This is a genomic window from Fodinibius salinus (assembly GCF_008124865.1).
Lineage (GTDB): Bacteria > Bacteroidota > Rhodothermia > Balneolales > Balneolaceae > Fodinibius > Fodinibius salinus.
The window spans coordinates 216,704-235,812 of sequence record NZ_VNHY01000001.1; the positions used below are offsets into that span (position 1 = coordinate 216,704).

General features: G+C 41.9%; 14 protein-coding genes. 7 read left to right on the top strand and 7 right to left on the bottom strand.

Translation table 11 applies throughout. The features are described from left to right. Positions 1-13: 13 nt before the first annotated feature. On the top strand, positions 14-1,285 hold the full coding sequence (locus LX73_RS01030; protein WP_148897607.1) for a glucose-1-phosphate adenylyltransferase: 1,272 nt from the start codon (positions 14-16) through the stop codon (positions 1,283-1,285). A 97-nt stretch (positions 1,286-1,382) separates the two neighbouring features. Here LX73_RS01030 and LX73_RS01035 read toward each other — a convergent pair whose 3' ends face one another. From LX73_RS01035 to LX73_RS01060, 6 genes are read right to left on the bottom strand one after another with little or no spacing between them, the layout of a single operon-like run. Continuing rightward, positions 1,383-2,093 carry a ribonuclease H-like domain-containing protein gene (locus tag LX73_RS01035; protein ID WP_148897608.1) on the bottom strand — a complete coding sequence of 237 codons (711 nt, stop codon included), beginning with the start codon at positions 2,091-2,093 and terminating at the stop codon, positions 1,383-1,385. Between the two features lie 2 nt (positions 2,094-2,095). Beyond that, positions 2,096-3,094, bottom strand: coding sequence for an asparaginase (locus tag LX73_RS01040; protein ID WP_148897609.1), 999 nt, complete (start codon positions 3,092-3,094; stop codon positions 2,096-2,098). A gap of 49 nt (positions 3,095-3,143) precedes the next feature. After that, positions 3,144-4,676 (bottom strand): OstA-like protein, encoded by a 1,533-nt coding sequence (locus LX73_RS01045; RefSeq protein WP_148897610.1) that lies wholly within the window; start codon positions 4,674-4,676, stop codon positions 3,144-3,146. Next, on the bottom strand, positions 4,677-5,285 hold the full coding sequence (gene lptC, locus LX73_RS01050) for an LPS export ABC transporter periplasmic protein LptC (protein ID WP_170245545.1): 609 nt from the start codon (positions 5,283-5,285) through the stop codon (positions 4,677-4,679). After that, a complete protein-coding gene (upp, locus tag LX73_RS01055) occupies positions 5,227-5,868 on the bottom strand; it encodes a uracil phosphoribosyltransferase (protein ID WP_148897612.1) in 642 nt (213 codons plus the stop codon). The genes lptC and upp overlap by 59 nt, the downstream gene beginning before the upstream one ends. Positions 5,869-5,880: 12 nt before the next feature. Then, a complete protein-coding gene (locus LX73_RS01060) occupies positions 5,881-7,545 on the bottom strand; it encodes an alanine/glycine:cation symporter family protein (protein WP_246138140.1) in 1,665 nt (554 codons plus the stop codon). Between the two features lie 191 nt (positions 7,546-7,736). Between LX73_RS01060 and LX73_RS01065 the strand changes: the two genes are divergently transcribed. Then, positions 7,737-8,036, top strand: coding sequence for an HU family DNA-binding protein (locus LX73_RS01065; protein ID WP_148897613.1), 300 nt, complete (start codon positions 7,737-7,739; stop codon positions 8,034-8,036). Positions 8,037-8,110: 74 nt separating this feature from the next. Here the strand turns inward: LX73_RS01065 and LX73_RS01070 are convergent, their stop codons facing one another. Beyond that, the gene (locus tag LX73_RS01070; protein ID WP_148897614.1) at positions 8,111-8,761 is read right to left on the bottom strand and encodes a hypothetical protein; all 651 of its coding nucleotides are present in this window, start codon (positions 8,759-8,761) and stop codon (positions 8,111-8,113) included. Positions 8,762-8,805: 44 nt separating this feature from the next. On the opposite strand from LX73_RS01070, the gene LX73_RS01075 reads away from it, so the two are divergent. The 5 genes from LX73_RS01075 to rnr all read left to right on the top strand — a co-directional run bounded on the left by LX73_RS01075 (position 8,806) and on the right by rnr (position 19,083). Then, positions 8,806-10,395 carry an NFACT RNA binding domain-containing protein gene (locus LX73_RS01075; RefSeq protein WP_148897615.1) on the top strand — a complete coding sequence of 530 codons (1,590 nt, stop codon included), beginning with the start codon at positions 8,806-8,808 and terminating at the stop codon, positions 10,393-10,395. A 123-nt stretch (positions 10,396-10,518) separates the two neighbouring features. Next, a complete protein-coding gene (locus LX73_RS01080; RefSeq protein WP_148897616.1) occupies positions 10,519-11,076 on the top strand; it encodes a shikimate kinase in 558 nt (185 codons plus the stop codon). Beyond that, positions 11,063-12,160 (top strand): 3-dehydroquinate synthase, encoded by a 1,098-nt coding sequence (aroB, locus tag LX73_RS01085; protein ID WP_148897617.1) that lies wholly within the window; start codon positions 11,063-11,065, stop codon positions 12,158-12,160. Before LX73_RS01080 ends, aroB begins: the two co-directional genes overlap by 14 nt. Positions 12,161-12,219: 59 nt before the next feature. Further along, the gene (locus LX73_RS01090; protein ID WP_148897618.1) at positions 12,220-16,899 is read left to right on the top strand and encodes an AsmA family protein; all 4,680 of its coding nucleotides are present in this window, start codon (positions 12,220-12,222) and stop codon (positions 16,897-16,899) included. Positions 16,900-16,926: 27 nt separating this feature from the next. Next, positions 16,927-19,083 carry a ribonuclease R gene (rnr, locus tag LX73_RS01095; RefSeq protein ID WP_148897619.1) on the top strand — a complete coding sequence of 719 codons (2,157 nt, stop codon included), beginning with the start codon at positions 16,927-16,929 and terminating at the stop codon, positions 19,081-19,083. Positions 19,084-19,109: the final 26 nt, after the last annotated feature.

A 19,109-nucleotide genomic window follows, 5' to 3' on the forward strand; every position in this document is an offset into this window, starting at 1 on the left:
ACTGAATATTTTTATGCGAAACAAAGCAATTGCGGTTATTTTGGGCGGGGGACAGGGTACCCGCTTATTTCCATTAACGAAATTACGGTCGAAGCCGGCGGTACCCATTGCCGGTAAATATCGGCTGGTTGATATTCCCATTTCGAACTGTCTGAATTCCGATATCCGCCGGATTTATGTGCTTACGCAATTTAATTCCGCTTCCCTGAACCGACATATTAAAAACACCTACAATTTTGATGTGTTTAGCAGTGGCTTCGTGGATATTCTTGCTGCTGAACAGACGCCCCAAAGCGATACTTGGTATCAGGGCACGGCCGACGCTGTCCGGCAGTCAATTCATCACATGGAAAATCATCCCCACGAACATGTATTTGTTCTTTCTGGTGATCAGCTTTACCAGATGGATTACCGCAAGATGATGGCTAAGCACGAGGCAAGCAATGCTGATCTTACGGTTGCAACAATACCGGTTGTAGCTAAACATGCTCCGCAATTTGGAATTATGAAAACAAATAATTCCGGCGTCATTGAAGGTTTTACAGAAAAACCGGATCCTGCTGAGCTTGACCAATGGAAATCTGACACGCAGGAACGGTTTCAAAAAGACGGCCGCGTGTATCTTGCTTCAATGGGTATCTATATTTTTCAAAAAGAAGTGCTTACCCAAATGCTTGATCAATATGCTGATTCCACTGATTTTGGCAAAGAGATTATTCCCAGTGCTATAGCGGATGATTTTAATATACACAGCTATGAGTTTGATGGCTACTGGCGGGACATTGGGACTGTAAAATCATTTTTTGAAGCTAACCTTGCACTTACCGATGATCTGCCAAAATTTAATCTCTATGATAACGACGACTTTATCTATACTCACGCGCGGATGTTGCCGGCTTCGAAGCTTTCCGGTACTACTTTTGCCAACTCTATTTTGGCTGAAGGTTGTATCATAGAAGCAAATAAAATTGAACACTCGGTGGTGGGAATTCGATCGCGTATTGGTCAAGGAACAACTATCGAAGATGCTATTATCATGGGGAATGACTTTTTCCCTTCAGATGAAATGCCACAAGATACCAAAGCTGCTAAACCACAGGTTTCCATCGGGGAGCGGTGTTTTATAAGCAATGCAATCATTGATAAGAATTGTATAATCGGGGACGATGTGCGCATTATCGGGGGCGACCATCTTGAAGATGGGGAATACGAAAATTACCACGTGGTTGACGGTATTGTTATTGTACCTAAAAACTCAGTAATCGAAGATGGGACTGAGATTTAGAAAAAATAATCTTTTGTGCTGCGTATTGCGTAAGAAATAGATTTGCTAGTCAAGTTCTTTTGAGTGTTGATAGTAACAATGCCCCAATACTTACTTGTTACTCATTGTTCTGTATTTCCTCAAGCTTACTCATCGCCCGATCATTCAGATTGTCGAAAAGCTCTTTATCAATATCACCAACGGTATATTTTAGATGTAGCCATACCACATAGGTACCCATCACATCTTCGTAGCAGTAATGCTCAATTTGGGGTAGTTGTTCATCTCGATACATTGCAAGTACTTCATGGCCTTCGCCGGTCTGTTTAAAGGGAATGTCGATCAGGTGTCCCAAGTGTTTAAGCTTGGGCCATGAGCTGGCACCATAATTACTGAATTCGTCAATAAGATCTACATTATCGTTGCTGTAACGGTAATTAATATCGTAATGATTGAGCCGTTTAGGCATTTGTAGCCCGTGTTTTAAGGCTCGGTACGTAAGTAAGGGCAGATCAAAGCCGCGCCCATTGTGGTGAACAAGCCCAAAATCTTTGTAGGTGTTAAGGCTATCGAATATTTTTTGGAGTCCTTCTTTTTCGTCTTCCCCGTGCCAGCCTACTTTCTGTTTGGGAACACCATTATTTTCAATCCAGAGTCCTACCCACGAGACCATTCGGTGATACATGGGGGGCAGAAATCCTGAGGAGTTACGTGCCAGCTCTTCACTTGCTTGAATCAGCAGTTCATCTTCATCTGCTTCGGGATTTTTGATGACCTTTCGAACGAACTTAAAATCGGGAATAGTCTCGATATCAAATACAAAAAACATGATTACTCCGTTATTTCTCCAGCTATATTGTGGTTAAAGGCATTGATGATATTTTGTGTCTTGTCGTATTTGCCCAAAAGATACATGATTTTTGTGAGTGTTGCTTCGGTGGTCATATCTTTTGCGCTCAGGGCGCCCAGTTCAATAGCTTTGCGACCGCTTTCATAATTATTAAGCTCTACGGCGTCATAGTCTGCTTGAGAAGTGATGATGAGCAGTGTGTCCTCATCAACGCAGCGTTTAAAGAAGGGCAGAAGGCTTTGTTCGCCGTGAATGGGGAAGTTTCCACTTCCAAAGGCTTCGATAATAAGAGCGCGAATATTACTGAAATCAATTTGTTGCAGGTATTTCGGGTTTAGATTGGGATGAATCTTTTGCAAAAACACTTGGTCGTTAAACTCTGTAGATACCTGCAGCTTTTGTGCCGGTGATAGGATATGATCACTAATTTCAATATTTAGTCCAATTTCGGCCAGTGGAGAATAGTTCGGAGAGCTGAATGCATCAAAATCGCCGATACTCATTTTGGTGGCGCGATTACCCCGATAGACAAAGTCGTTAAAACAGATAGCCACTTCGGGCAGTGGCATAGTGGCCATTTCTATAGCATTGATAAGGTTTCGTCGCGCATCGCTACGGATATTGCGCATGGGGACTTGACTTCCGGTAAAAATGATGGGCTTGTCCAAGTTTTGCAGTGCAAAAGAAAGGGCAGAGGCCGTATAAGCCATAGTATCAGTACCGTGCAAAACTACAAATCCGTTATAATCCCTATAATGTTCATGAATGAACGTTGCCAGCTTTGACCAATGTTTTTTGTTGATATCCGAGCTGTCTTCGGAAAAGAGCTGCTTGCTTTGGATATCAGCAATTTTTGAGAGTTCGGGAATTGCTTCATATAGCAGCTGGGTCCATCGGTCGGTATCAAGCGTGGGATTGTTATCATCACCGATATCCATAGCAATAGTGCCGCCGGTTTGTATGAGGAGGATTTTCTTCATCTACTGGTTGGTAAAAAGCGAATTAAAACTATTTATGTAACTTATCTCACTAATTACTTTTTTGTATCGATTTAGAGGTTGAAATTGGTAGCCATTTGCTTTCAGGATGCTCTTCTTTTAAATGCTCTATGTATCGCTGGGGAAGAGGGAAAAAGATATCGTCTGATATAGGCGGAAAACGTCGTTTCATTTTTTTCTTGGGACGCTCGGGACGTAGGTCGGGATTCCAGCTAAAACCGTTTAAACGGCGATTAGCCGTTTGTTCACTTTCTGGTAAATATGATCCATCGACAGTTCCAATTGCATTCATCTTTTTAAGCTGACCGTTTTTAAAAAAGATGCGAATATCGGGAGCTGTCAGGTCAATAGCTCCATCCGGTTGCCCCTTTTTATTTTTGGTGTAACGGAGTAATTTGGCATTGCCAAAAACATAAATCTGTCTGAGTGTCCCTTCATTAAAATTAGCATGTAACGTATCTCCGGTAATCTGGTTAAGCCGGTTAAGGGAGGTATCCTGCTGCACCGAAAATGGTCTGGGATATGATTTTAGGCTGTCAATATCACCATTTTTAATCTTAGCCAGGATATACGGACCTGTAAGTTGCACCTGTTCGTGCCATGATTTGGCATTCGACCAAATTTCGAAGGTATTGGTACTGTCGGTATAGGTGGTAGTGTCGCCTACGGCGGAAAATGAGGAGGACCAGATACGTACGTTTTCAAATCCCCGCACCGTGGTAGAAGTGTCTGTTTGGGATTGGTGTTTAATCGAGCGAATAATATTAGCTTGAATGTGCGTGGTGTCGGCCTGTGTGGTATCGGTGGTATCAGATTCGAAATTTTGAAGCCAGGCATTGCCCTCAAGCAGTTTGCGACCAGTGGAGTCAGACTCCAAATAATCACCTTGAATCATACTCTCATTTTTTTGGTCATTGCCGTAAACTTTACCGTATAGTTCGTAATATTTTGTGTCTCTGTTGCTGAAAAGCGAATCCCCTTCTAGATACTGTAGGGAATCTGCAATTTGTACGTGACCCCGAAATTTTGCACTGTCGGCTCGGCGATAATAGTAGCCGGAGTCTGCCAGTAACGTTCCCCGCTGATCTTCAAGTCTAATCTTGTCAATAAAGTGAGCAATTCTAGTTGAAAAGCGGTAATCCACACTGTTTCCAAATAGGGTAGTACTGTCGGCTTCAATGATCACGCGTCCCCGCAGCTCGCTGAAATCCACGTCCGTAAAATATGTGAGGCTGTCTGCCCAAATCTTTTCAGATTCAGTGTTGATTTGAATATTACCGAATGCACGAATTTTACTTTTGTTGGTGAACTGGTAGGCACTATCGCAATACATTTCCATATTTTGCCCTTGCAGATGTACATTCCCAATAATTTTCTGAATGCGTTGACCCTGAAAATTACCGCCGCGAATACTATCAGCTTTTAGGATCGTAACTTTGCGTTGGGCTTGGGAGGATTGAGGTAATAAACTGATCAACAGTATGGGGATTACTAAGACGAGTGTCCATACCGGTATAGTTTGCAAGGTGTTTTTTATTTTGGAGTGAGAGTAGCGTAAATCCATTTAATTTACGATAACACGCCCTTTAGGTTCTTTTATGGTATAATTTGTTAGTTTAGTGGTACCTTCAAATCCCGTGCCGGCAATACTGTCACTGGGTGTTGTAATGATCACAAATTTTGGAGTACTGATGAGGTCTTCGCCTTGCTTCCACTTGAGATATTCAGATTTTAGATGGCGGTTATCAGAAGTGTTAACGCGCACATTTCCATATAGTTCAAAAATGGCTTCTTTAGCTTTGTAAATAGCTCGGTCTGAATATACGGTGGTTTCTATAGCACCGCCGGTTTTATACACGTAAATCGTTACCGGACCTTTAATGCGTGTTTCGTTGAGTTTTTTAGTGTTATATGTTGCGGCATAGGAACCTAATACACGCACTTTTTTAAAACCGTCTTCGGTAATTTCCATATCCACTCCCCAAGTCTCGGTTGTAGATGTAAGGGAGTCTTTAAGTGCATCATTTACCTTTTGGGCTTGCTCTTGCGAAAGTTCGGTGCAGGAGGATACGGTTGTAACCACTAGAATACTTATTAATAATATGGAGAGTGTGTCAGACTGTGCCGAAATAGCGGTCACCTGCATCACCCAGTCCCGGAACGATAAAAGCATCGTCATTAAGTTTTTCATCTATAGCAGCTGTTATGATATGCACGTCGGGATGTTCCTGTTCCATCTTTTTTAACCCTTCTGGTGCACAAACTAACGAAACAAATCGCAAATGTTGTGCTCCTTGTTTCTTTAAGAAGGAAAGGGCATCGTTTGCACTGCCACCGGTGGCAAGCATAGGGTCAACAACCAGTACCATAGCATCCTCAACGCCTTTTGGAATGTTAGAATAATAGTCCTCCGGCTCGTGTGTTGTTTCGTTACGCTCCATACCCAGATGCCCAACTTTGGCATCAGGGATAAACTGCAATAGAGCATCAGAAAGTCCTAGCCCCGCCCGTAAAATAGGGACGACCATCACATCTTGATCAATATCATACCCTGTAGTTTTTTGAATAGGTGTTTCTATTTCAAAAGTGCGCAGGGGCAATTCTTTAAGTGCATGGTAAGCCAAGATTATGGCAATCCGTTTCAGAGCTGCTCTAAACTGAGCAGTATCCGATGAAGCATCCCGCAGGATTGTCAAATCCTTACTTATAACGGGATGCTCAATAAGCGAAACCTGCTTAAAATTTTGCGAAGCCATTAGACCGTAAAATTAAGATTCTGGCGTTTCGTGTTCGGTGCTAAAGTATTGTTTAGTTGTCTTGTAGACTACTCCGGATAGGGCAAAGAGGGCGATTATGTTGAAGAAAGCCATCAGGCCGAGCATGACATCGCCAAAAGCCCAAATAGTAGCCAGTGATGCAACAGCACCAAAAAAGTGCATGCCTACAAAGGCCGTTCGATAGATCATAATAGATTCAAACCCGAAAAGGTATTGCGCAGCTCGATCTCCGTAGTAGCTCCAACTGATGGAGGTAGAGATAGCAAACAGCAGTACGGCAAAAGTTACCAGATATCCACCACCGGGTATTATCGGAGACAATCCCTTTTCAAAAGCCGCTGTAGTTAGTGGGGCTCCTGTTCTGACAACACCTCCATAGAGGGTTGATACTTGGTCTCCATTTTGCTGATAGGCGATATCACCATTCTCTTTGGAGACTTCTATCCGTCCGGTAAATGGTTTTGAATAATTAGCATCCACAAACATAGTATCCACGGGAGCACTATTATGCAGCATAGTACCATTTTCGGCGACGCCGTTGCTAAAGTAAAGAATTTCACCTTCAGTATCTTGTGGTTGGTTGGCTGCCTGAGCGGTTACTTCATAACTAACCTGGCTGGCAGAGGGACTAAATCCAGAGGGATGTTGCATGTCCCAGGCTCCGGTAGAGACGATCACCAATCCAGTCATGGTACAAATGATAAGAGTGTCAATAAATGGTTCCAGCAATGCAACCACACCCTCGCGCACAGGTTCATCTGTTCGGGCTGCCGAGTGGGCAATAGGCGCTGATCCCTGGCCGGCTTCATTGGAAAAAATACCGCGTTGTACACCATAGCTCAGGGTAACAATAACAGCTCCTGATCCAACTCCAAGTGCTCCCGCTACAGGATTGAAGGCTGTGCTAATGATTGTAGCAAGGGAAGGAATAATGGCATCATAATTAATTATAAGAATTGCCAAAGCGCCAAGCACGTACAAAATGCCCATAAAGGGGACAAGCTTGGATGTTACTTTCCCAATACGCTTAATTCCACCAAGTATAACAGCTCCCACAATACTTGCTGTTATAAGACCTGTTATCCAGAGCGGAATTTGGAAATCTGTTTGCATTACATCAGCAACAGTATTGGCCTGTACAGCATTACCCGTGAGGAAAGCACATATTGCTGCCGATATAGCGAAAGCTACCGCTAGCCATTTCCAATTATCCCCCAGGCCTTCTTCGATATAATACATGGGGCCGCCGGAGACAGTGCCATCAGGATTCGTTTTTCGAAATTTTTGTGCAAGCGTGACCTCAGTGTATTTAATGGCCATTCCAAAAAGCGCTGTAATCCACATCCAGAAAAGGGCACCGGGGCCTCCAATGTGGATAGCCAATGCAACGCCGGCAATGTTACCAATACCGACTGTGGCCGAAAGCGCTGTTGTTAATGCTTGGAAGTGATTAATGTCTCCTTCGTCTTCCGGATCATCATAATAACCGGTTACTACTTTTAGGCCGTGTTTAAATCCTTTAAACTGTATAAAGCCTAATCGTATAGTTATATAGATTCCAAAGGCGAGAAGAATAACCACCATGGCCGGAAGCGCTTCAGGGGTATTCCAAACAAGGTTTTCGAGCCAGGTAATAATTTGATCAAATGTCTCCATGGAGTATGTACTTAGCTTTGTGTTAAAAAAGAATCAGGCTGAAAGTATAAAAAGTTTTTTGAATTTTTTAGATTTAATTCGGAAAGAACTATGAGTACCCATTAAAAAACGTTAAAATTAGGGTATAATAAAGTAGTGACGCAATATTAAGAGATAAATAAAATAATATTAAACAGATAAGGTGGCTATCTATGACGAAAGCAGATATGGTAGATGTGATTTCATCATCGACGGGTCTTACAAAAGTAGAAACAGAAGCAGTGGTTAATGGTTTTATGGAAACCGTTATTGATGCTATGAAGCGAGGTGAACATATTGAGCTTCGGGGATTTGGCACGTTTAAGGTAGTAAAGCGTGCACAGCGTGTTGCTCGTAATCCCAAAACTAACGAAGAGGTGATTGTGCCCGAGAAGTTTGCCCCGGTTCTTAAAATGTCCAAATCGTTCAAAGAAGAGGTCAACGAATCGGTATCAGAGAAAAGAGAGTCGTAAGTTTATAGTTTTTCTCTTTAAGGAGCAGCAATTCTATGATAAAAAACAGGCAGAGCTATGTTGAGAGTTATCGATCAAGCAGCTTGAGACTCGAGCGTTTGATCGGCAATGGTGATCACACGCTTTGACTTACCAAGCAGTTCTTCTAGCCGGTCAATGACAAAATTGTGGACTTCGTTGAGACTCTTCAAGTCAATGAGACTATATTGGAAGTAAGAGATCAGGTTAACGGCCGATAGGTATTTATGGTCATTAGAGCCCTCCACTTCAAGATGCCAACGGGTGATGATGTCATCATCAGCCAGCAATTCATTAACTTGCTGAGTAATTTCTTCCATCCATTCGCTAGCAGCATTTAGACTGTGGTTGCCGTTTTGAGCAGCCATCTGTGGGTGTGGTGCTTTTTCATCAAAAAGCCAAGAAACCTCAATATCAATGATTGGGGCAATGCCTGTTGATGTGTTATCTTCGTCTTGTAGACATGGATGCTTTTGCATGCCATCAAGTTGCTTGGCCAAGACGGTTTCGCGAAAACGATCCCAGTCAAGGTTAATACTCAATCCTTTTAGAAAATTGGTTTGAGGCTGCAAGTCAATTTCTATTTCCAGTCCCGTTGCATTTATTCTATCTTCGTTCCAGGTACGGAATGAATTAAGTGATATATTTCTCTTATTTAGGTCAGACTCGATTCGGTTCACGACCGAATTAAATATCGGATATGTCATTCGTCAACCTCGCTGATTTTAATTTAGAACGTCTCTGTTAATCAATGAATAATTATTACACGCTAATATATTTAAACCGTGAGATAAAAGAAAAAATTACGGGTGGGTTTTTCCGTTTTTCAATCAGTCCGCACAAAGATGTGCTACACATATATATAGAAAAAGAGGATGAAATATCACGCCTTATTTTTAGTGCAAACTTCAGAGAAACGGCTCTGTTTTGTGATTTTTATCGCCCTCCCAAGAAAAGTAATGTCATCAATTTTTTTGAGGGATTGGAAGATCGAAAAATTGTTGATGTGGCTTTGGCCGATCAGGATCGGTTAGTATCGGTACATTTTGATAACGGTCAGCATCTGGTGTTCAAACTTTTTAGCGGATCTCCCAACGTTTTTTTTGTAGAGGATGATACTATTATTGATGCTTTTAAAAACCCCGAAGACCGAAAGGGAGATGCACCGCCGAGTCCGCAAGCCCCTAACTTTCAAGATGAGGTAAGTCCCAGACGCAATGCTAAAAACCAGATGACAGAAATTAATCCCCTGCTCCCGCGCAACTTGTTACCCCACATTATTGAACAGCACGATGTTGATGAGATGCCTCCCGATCAAGTTAAAGAATTTACAAACGCACTCACCATGCCGTTGCTTGAAGATCCGCATCCGCGCGTACTTAAAACGGGTGATTTTTGTTTGTGGTCCCGAGAGTGGTTAGATATCCCCAGTGAAAAAGAGTGTGAGTCGGTAAATGATTGTGTAGCATTTGCTTATAAAAATGCAGTTCATCTGCGTCGTCTGCATAATAAAAGAAAGGATGTGGCTGAATTTTTGGAGCGAAGCAAGCATCAAAAAGAGCAATTGATTGACCAGTTGGAGCAGGCAGACAAAAGTTTAGAACGGTCGGATAAGTATGAAAAATATGGTCACCTGTTGATGGCGCACGCTCACGAAGACTTACCCCCCGGCACCGAAGAAATAGAGCTTGAGGATTTTTATGAGGAGGGGGCAGCAATTACCATCCCACTAAAAGGAGATAAAGATGTGGCTGAGAATGCAGAGTACTATTATGAGAAAGCCAAAGATGCAGAAAAATCGTATAAAAAGGCAATGCAGCGCTTACCCAAAGCAAAAGAAGATCTCCAAAAACTTGAGGATCTTCTAAATGAAATACGAAGTATTGAACATTTGCCCGATTTAAATAGCTGGATAAAAGATCACAAAGAGGTACTGAACAGTTTTGGTTTTGGCAGCAGTGATGATAAACAGGCTACATCGCCGTTTCGCAAATTCAAGGAGGGTAAATTTGAAATTTGGATTGGGAAAAACGCAAAAAGCAACGACCAGCTTACCAGTCATGCACATAAAGAAGATATTTGGATGCACGCACGGGGCGTCAGCGGTTCGCATACGGTTATCAGGATGGGAAACAGGAAAGATTACCCTCCACAGAAAGTAATTCTAAAGGCTGCTAGTTATGCTGCTTATTACTCAAAGGCCAGGGGTATGAAATCGGCGCCGGTTATGTACACCAAGCGTAAATATGTGCATAAACCTAAGGGAGCGGCCCCGGGAGCGGTAGTGGTGCGGCGCGAGCAAGTACAGATGGTGCCGCCAATGAAACCCGAAAGTAGCTAACGAGAATAAAAATTTAATACCTTCGGCTATAAGATATATCATATGGCAAATATTCTTGTTGAATTTCGAGATAAATTTAATAGGAATAAAAGTTTTTTTAATCCGAGATATTAATTTTAAGCAATGATTCCGAACGTACCAGATCGTATTTTTCTCAGTGGATTTATGGGAGCTGGCAAATCCACGGTGGGACGCCTGCTGGCTGAGGAGCTGGAGCAGTCATTTGTAGATCTCGATGACAAGATTGAAGAACAGGATGGCCGTACTATTCCCGCTATTTTTGAAGAGTCGAGAGAAGCGGCTTTTCGTAGAATAGAGCGGGGTGCACTGATGGAAGTTGTTCGTAATTTCGAGGGCATTGTTGCACTAGGAGGCGGTAGCCTGCAGAATCAACATATAGTAGATCACCTTAAATTAAATGGGCTACTTATCTTTATTAAAACGCCAATTTCTGTTATATTACGGCGCATTTCTGATGACGAACACCGCCCGTTGTTAACGGATGATGACGGTCGTCCCAAGGACAAGAAAACACTTCGCGAAGAACTGCAGAAAAAATATGACCAGAGAGCCCCCTTATATAAGCAGGCGGTGATCACTATAGAAGATAACGGTAATTGCACGCCACAGGTATTAGCAAAAAAGCTTGTGAAAAAGATTAGAAATCATGTCGAATATTAACTTAGATATTACTACCCGTAAAGAGTATCCGATTGAAGTTGGGAAAGGACTCGGCAATACAGTTTCAGCGTGGTTGGGCGAACACTATTCCACTGATAGTGTTTTTGTAGTAATTGATGAAAATGTAAACAACCTCCACCGCGAACGACTAGAAAAATGGTGTCAGCCGCAGTTTAAGCATGTTTACTATATTGAAATTCCTGAGGGAGAAAGGTCAAAGTCAATACAACAGTGGAAAGAGGTTGCTGATGAAATTCTTTCAATTGGTGTGGAGCGTTCTACCCCATTGATGGCTGTAGGTGGAGGTGTAACTGGCGATCTCGGTGGCTTTGTAGCTTCGACAGTGCTGCGCGGTCTTCCGCTTATCCATGTACCGACCACATTGTTGGCCATGGTTGATAGTTCCATTGGAGGCAAGACCGGTATTAATCATAACACCGGCAAAAACCTGATTGGTGCTTTTTATCAGCCGGATGCCGTTTTTGCTGATGTCCATTTTTTGGATACACTGGATGACAAAGAGTGGGTCACAGGTATTGCTGAAATTTTAAAGTATGGAGCAATTCGCAATCCTGATCTTTTTAAAGATTTCGAATCTTTAGTTAATAAATCGTTTACAGCTAATGAGCAATGGGTAAGTGTAATTGCCGAAAGTGCAGGTATTAAAGCAGATATTGTGCAAGAAGATGCACTTGAGTCTGGTATCCGTGCCTATCTTAATTTTGGTCATACTTTTGGACATGCGCTTGAAAAAGTGGCAGGCTATGGTACGATAACACATGGAGAGGCTGTTTTTGTGGGTATGCTTGCGGCGTGTAACTTTTCGGCGCAATTGGGCCATTCGGTAGATATAACGCCTTTTAAATCTTTTTTACCGTTGTATCAGCGTCAAATGTCGCCCTTGCCCGATGATGTAGATGAGCTTATAGAAGCGATGAAGTCAGATAAAAAAGTAAAAAATAATATGCTACGCTTAGTGTTATTGAATAGTTGGGCATCACCTTATGTTCACGATTGTACCGATTATTCGGCATTGCGTGAAGCGTGGGAGTTTGCCTTGTCACAATTTAATAAAAGTATTTAGGTTTATCGTTGTTTGTCCGCTGGTTACATAACGCTTGGAAGTATTTTTGGCGTGTCGTCATGGCTTTGCTGTTAGTTATTTTAATTGTCGGCGGATGCCTGATCGGAGTTCTTCAATTGGATGTGACTCAAAACTATCTGGTTGATAATATTGAACAGCGAGTAGAACAGAACTTCCATGCCAAATTGGAAATTGGTGATGTCGGCGGTTTTCTCCCTTTTAATATTTCGATGCAAGATGTTGTTTTGGTAAACACATATTCAGCATCTGAAGATACTGTGGCTTCGGTTCAGAATTTGACCAGTCAAATTGCTGTTTGGGGATTACTGCAAAATGAACTGGCTATCACTGGTTTTAGACTTGATAAACCTCGTTTATGGATACGTTCTGATGAGGAAGGACGCCGTCGCTTGTTAATTCCTAAAAAGGATAACTTGGCCGAAGATTCAAAATCAGCAGAAGAGGGTTGGTTTAGTAGTGTAGAGATTGTAGCGCCGGCATTGGAAATTACAGACGGTACGCTACATTTAACTGCCGCAACAAAAAAGAACAAAATTGGGAATTTACCTCAATCCTTTGCACTTACAGATATTGAAGCTAGTTTTTTCCTGGAGTGGGGTGGTCCGGAACGATATTTTGATGTTAGTTCTTTTTCGGCCAACACAAAAAATTTAGGAATAGATAAATTTTCGTTATCCGGCCAGTTGTACAGTGATCAAAATGCATTAGAGTTCAATTCTTTTTATGTGAATCTTGCCGATTCACGATTTATCCTGAATGGACAGGTGCAGGGGGTGGATATAACACAACCTGATCTGACAGGCCAGTTAGCGGAAGCCCGCTATAATATAAGTGTGGAGTCTGAACGTTTTGAGCTAAATGATTTGCGGGATATTATTCCGAACACACCTTCTTGGGATCCACAGTTTTCATTACAAGTTGAGGCTGATGGTACTACTGATTCACTTGCTGTAACGCAAGCTTCCATAGGTACGGGAGAAAGTTTTATTCGATTTAAAGGATTTTTTAAACACCTGAAGCAGCAAAATTTTTCTTATGATGTAACACTTGATTCAGTGAACCTTCGCAAGCCGGATGTTTATAAATTTGCTGATACGCTTTCAACTTCGCAATATCGTGCGCTTCAAGATCTGTCAGCCAGCGGTGAGGCGTCTGGTTCTGCCAATTCGGTGGATGTTGACTTGCAGTTACAAAATCCCATGGGGAGGTTGACCGTTAATGGTCAAAGCCAGTTACGCGCACCATATAATTATTCGGGTACAATAAGCGCTAAAAAGCTCAATATTGCTCCGCTCATAACCACTTGGGATACAACTTCTTTGAATATTAATAGTCGTTTTGAAGGGCAAGGTATTTCATTGGAAGAAGCATCCGGCAATTTTGAAGTGTCTTTGGCAGACAGTTATATCAATAATATTGGTATTGACACATTATGGACGACAGCTGAATTGTCAGACGGATTGTTTTCACACCATTATGAGTATTCCAGTGGTGATGAGCATTTATCTGGATCGGGAACCGTTGACGTTACAGCAGATAAATCGTTATCGTTAGAGGGGGATGGGCAGAATTTTAATATTAAAAAATACCTTGAATCTGCTGCCGTAGTATCAACGAGTCTCAATTTTGATTACAACGTTGAGTTCCAAAATTTTAAGCTTGACGATATTTATGGACGGGTAAATGTCGATATTCATCCATCTATCGTTGGAGAGGATTCTGTCAAGTCTCATCAATTTTATGCCGATCTAAACGCCCCCGGCAATGACAATCGTTCATTGCGGCTTACAAGTTCCGTATTTGATATGAACATCAGCGGTGATATCCTTCCATCTGATATTGTTGAACAGTATCAGTTTTGGATGCCTTATTTACGCAGTCAATTTAGGACGGAGTTGTTGCTGGATACCGAACCAGCAGCGCAGCCATCTGCTTCTGCTTTGCCTGATGATCCAGTGGTTGTTGAAGGTAATATCACAGCAAAAAATTTGAGCCTTATTAAAAAATATATTCCCGACTTTCCGTCAATATACTCGAATGCAGAGCTGACCTTTAGTACGAATACCAGTGCCCAGCGATTTTTACTTTCAGCAAATATGCAGGCCGATTCTCTAAATTTTAATAACTGGACGTTTACCGACAGCCAAACACAGTTTACGGCTAGTGCTCGCAGCGATCAATCACTCAAAGAATTTACAACTGTTGATTGGGAAACCTCCGTTGGGACGCTCGATACCCCCAGGCTCACAGCCGATTCACTTGTATTTGATTTTGCCCTAAATCAGGATTCAGTATACTACAGCCAAACAACTGGAAGCATTGCGAAAAATACGCAGTTCCAAATGGATGTAGAGGCAGCACTTACTGATACGGCTATTTCAGTTACAGTTCCTAATTTTTATTTGGGAAATCAGGAGTATGCATGGCAGCAAGTTCAAACCCCCTCTTTTACTTACAATCAAAAGGGACAAATTCAATTTAACGATTTTCGATTTCAGAACAGGGACGAATATCTGCGATTGCAGGGAACATTTAGCAAAAATCGGAGCGATTCGCTTACCTATATCCTTGAGGATATTCACCTGAATCGTATTTCTGATCTTATTAAGGGCCAAATTAATTTCAACGGCGTGCTTAACGGTACATTTGTTACCCGTTCTCTTACGCGTCAACCGACCGTGCAGGGCAAATTTGATATCAACAGTTTTAAGCTTAATAACCGGCTAATTGGTGATGTCGATTTTAATAGCGAATATAATCCTGATAAAAAACGGTTTGATACGCAAATTGATATCCAGACGGACAGTACTAAGTATCAGGATTATCTTGCTTCTAATGACGGAATTGGTCAGGATATACAGCTGGATGGCTATGTATTACAGCCGGATGCAAATACTGAAAGTGACTCACTCTATTATTTTGATGCCAGCTTCAAGCAAATTGATATGTGGGTGCTTCCGCTTTTCTTGGATAATATATTCCAAAATATGGAGGGTCAAGCTACGGGCGACGGTTATATCACCGGTAATTTTGATGATATAGATTTCCACGCCAATTTTGAGACAAAAAATGTATTTGCCAAACCGCAATTTGTGAATACTAATTATTTCTTAACCGGTCCGGTAATATTAGATAGGGATGAGGGAGTAACGCTGGATTCATTAAATGTGATCGATACCAAGGGGGGTAGTGGTACGGTATGGGGCAATATTGATTTTAATGATTTTAGTCCTATCACATATATTGATCTTACGATGGATATGAACCGGCTGCAGTTCTTGAACAATAAGAGAGATCCCGATGTACCCTTTTTCGGGAATGCATCCGGTTCCGGAATTTTACGGCTAACTGGTTCAAATCAGGATATGTATATGCGTACCCCTGGTACCTTGCAATTAAGCAGTAGTTCTGAAATGTCAATTCCTTTGCTCGAAGAAACAGAACTTCAGGAGACCGGAAAGTTTATACAATTTGTGGAAACCTTTGAGCCCGAATCCACGTCACAAACTGAGGAAGCGGAAGAGCAAGCTAAAGAAGCGACTGTAGATGAAGAAGCACTGCGAGAAGAAATTTCAGACATGACGTTTACCGAGCGTTTTGACTTGGACCTACAGTTCGAGGCTAACGAAAATGTTACGGTGAATTTACTTTTTGATCCCGTTACAGGAGAAGTACTTACGGCGGGAGGAACTGGTCAGCTCAATATTACTATGCAGGATCAAGACCTGCAGATGTTTGGTCGATATACCATTAACAATGGGAATTACCAGTTTGTGACCGGAGAAATTATTAGTCGCAATTTTCAACTGCAGCCCGGCGGAACTATTATCTGGGAAGGCCCCGCCGATAATGCCCGGCTTGATATCAGTGCTGTGTATAACGCACGGCCTAATATTGCCACGCTGACATCCCAAACAGCTTTTGATGCCGAAAATGAGAATACTAGTCAACAGGTACCAATCGAGCTTGTGCTGGAAATTACTGGGACTCTTAACAGCGTAGAAAATAACTTTTTCTTTCGGCTGCCGTCTTCCATTGATTTGTCATCAAACTCTACGCTTCAATATACGATCAACCAGATTAATCGTGACGACCAACAAAAGCTGTTACAGGCTACGAGTATTCTGTTCTCGGGCCAGTTTATACCATCTCGGGGGGCAAGTAATTCTACGGCTTCGCTGAGTCAGAACTTAACACGGGGTTCTACTGTTATAAATCCGTTGCTTTCTAACCAAGTGATAAGTCCGTTATTATCTAATCAAATAAATGCCTTACTTAACAGTGATGTAAGTGAACTTGAAGTAGACTTTAATTTGAATGCCAATAATGAAGTGGATCTTGGAATTGCATTGCGATTGTATAATGACCGTCTGATTTTACGGCGCGAAGGTCAATTAACCGGTCAAGGTTCCGAAAGTTCTTTTGGAGATCGCATTGGCGATCTTAATGCCACTTATCGCATCAATCGTGGTTTATCACTTACAGCTTTTCACCGGCAGGATCAGGTATTAAACAGTTATTCTGCTAGTGGATCCCAAGCCGGCGATGTGACGCCCAGCGTAGATGGTATTGGTATTGAAACGCAAGTCCAATATAATACTTGGGGTGAGCTGATGCGTAAGATTAGGAATATTTTTGGAAATAATGAGAACGAAAATAAGAATAAGAAATCCGGAGAGCGTAATGAGACTGCTCAAAAACCGGAAGAAGGAAATTAAGAATTTTAATGTTTTATAATTTAATCAATGAATAGAAGTAAAAAAGAAACCTTTGAGGATATTATCCTCGATATTTTACAAAAGAATCCCAATGCACAACTGCCGTTTAATGTGTTGCAGAATATTCTGCAAGTCAATGGCAAACAAGATAATAATCGACTTAAGAGTGTCATTAATAGCCTTTTTGATCGTAATCTTATCGTAAAACGAAAAGGTGGAGCTATACAACTGGCCGACAATAAAAGTAAGCGCGGACAGCGTACCGTAACCGGTAAAATTGACATAAGTCGGCGCGGGACAGGCTATCTTATTACTGATGCTTTTGAGGAAGACGTACAAGTGTCTTCCAAGCATTTGGGAACGGCTCTGCAGGATGACAAGGTTAGCGTTGAATTGTTTGATAAGAACAATGGTCGCCGCAAGGGTAAAGTAGTTGAAGTTTTAGAACGCGGTAAAAGCATTTTTGTGGGCACTCTAAACAAGCAGGGCAAACAAAATTATTTGATTGAGCCTGATGAAAAATCAGCACATACTAACTTTTTTATACTTCCGGATAATATTGGGAAAGCACAGCCTGGCGATAAAGTGGTTTTTGAGCTGGTTGACTGGGTACATCCCCGATCGCTGCCTGAAGCTTCCATCGTTGAAATTCTCGGTAAGGAGGGGTCTAATGATGCCAATGTGCTTTCGATTTTAGCTGAGAATGATATTAAACCCGGATTCCCGGACCAGGTAAAAGTCTTTGCCGATAATATTGATAGCAGTATTCCCAAACAGGAAATTGCCCGCCGACGTGATATTCGCGACGAGACGGTCTTTACCATTGACCCGGATACGGCCAAAGATTTTGATGATGCTTTGAGTATTAAGGTATTGGATAATGGTAACTTTTATTTGGGTGTGCACATTGCGGATGTTACGCACTATATGCCCAGAAATAATGTACTGGATGAGGAGGCTTATAAGCGTGGAACCAGTGTATACTTGGTTGACCGTGTAATTCCTATGCTTCCAGAAAAGCTCAGTAATGGTGTGTGCAGTTTAAGTCCGCATGAAGACAAGCTGGCCTACAGCTGTTTTATGGAAATATCGCCTAATGGTAAACTAGTTGATCATTCTATTGAAGAAACCGTCATCCACTCCGATCATCGCTTTACTTATGAAGAGGCTCAAGAAGTGATCGACGGAGCAGACAGTGACTACGCTGCAAAAATACAAACTGCAGCTAAATTAGCACAGACGCTTTTGGATAAACGATTTGAGGAAGGAAGTATCAACTTTGAAACCAAAGAACCAAAGTTTATTCTGGATGATGATGGCACTCCCCTTGATGTAAAGCTAAAAGAACGCCTGTTTGCCCATCGCCTCATTGAAGAATGCATGCTCATGGCCAACAAAACGGTAGCAAAACATGTCGATGGACTGCGTAAAAAATCGAATAAACAAGATAATGAAGATCTGTTTCCGTTTTTATATCGTATTCATGACCAGCCGGATCTTGATAAGTTGAAGAATATCGAAGAAAACGTGAAACCTATCGGTATTAATTTTCATATCGACAGCCCAACGGTAAGTTCGAAAGCTATTAATGTACTTCTCGACCAAATTAAAGACACTCCGCTTGAGTTAACGGTCAATGATCTGATGCTTCGGGCTATGTCGAAGGCCGAATACAGCCCCGATAATATTGGGCACTTTGGCTTGGGTTTTGAAGATTATGCACACTTTACCAGTCCTATTCGTCGCTATCCGGATGTGCTTGTACATCGGTTGCTTAAAGCTTACGGTGCTGGCAAACCCGGGTATTCCTACAACGAACTTAAAACGTTGGGAGCACATTGCAGCGAGCAGGAACGATCGGCTATTGATGCTGAACGAGACTCTGTAAAGCTGAAACAAGTAGAGTTTTTAAGTCAGCATCTTGGTGAAGATTTTGATGGCGTAATAAGTGGAGTAATGGGTAGCGGTATTTTTGTTGATTTGGAAGATATCCACTGCGAAGGAATGGTCCGGGTTAGTGATCTTAACGATGATTATTATGAATATAACGAAAGCCAGCACTGCCTGATTGGACGAAATCACGGCAAAAAATATCAGCTGGGGAAAGAAATCCGCGTAAAAGTTGTTAACACTGACATAAAAGCACGGCAGATAGATCTGAAATTAGTCGATGACGGCGAATAATCTACATATATAAATCCTAATGTCAC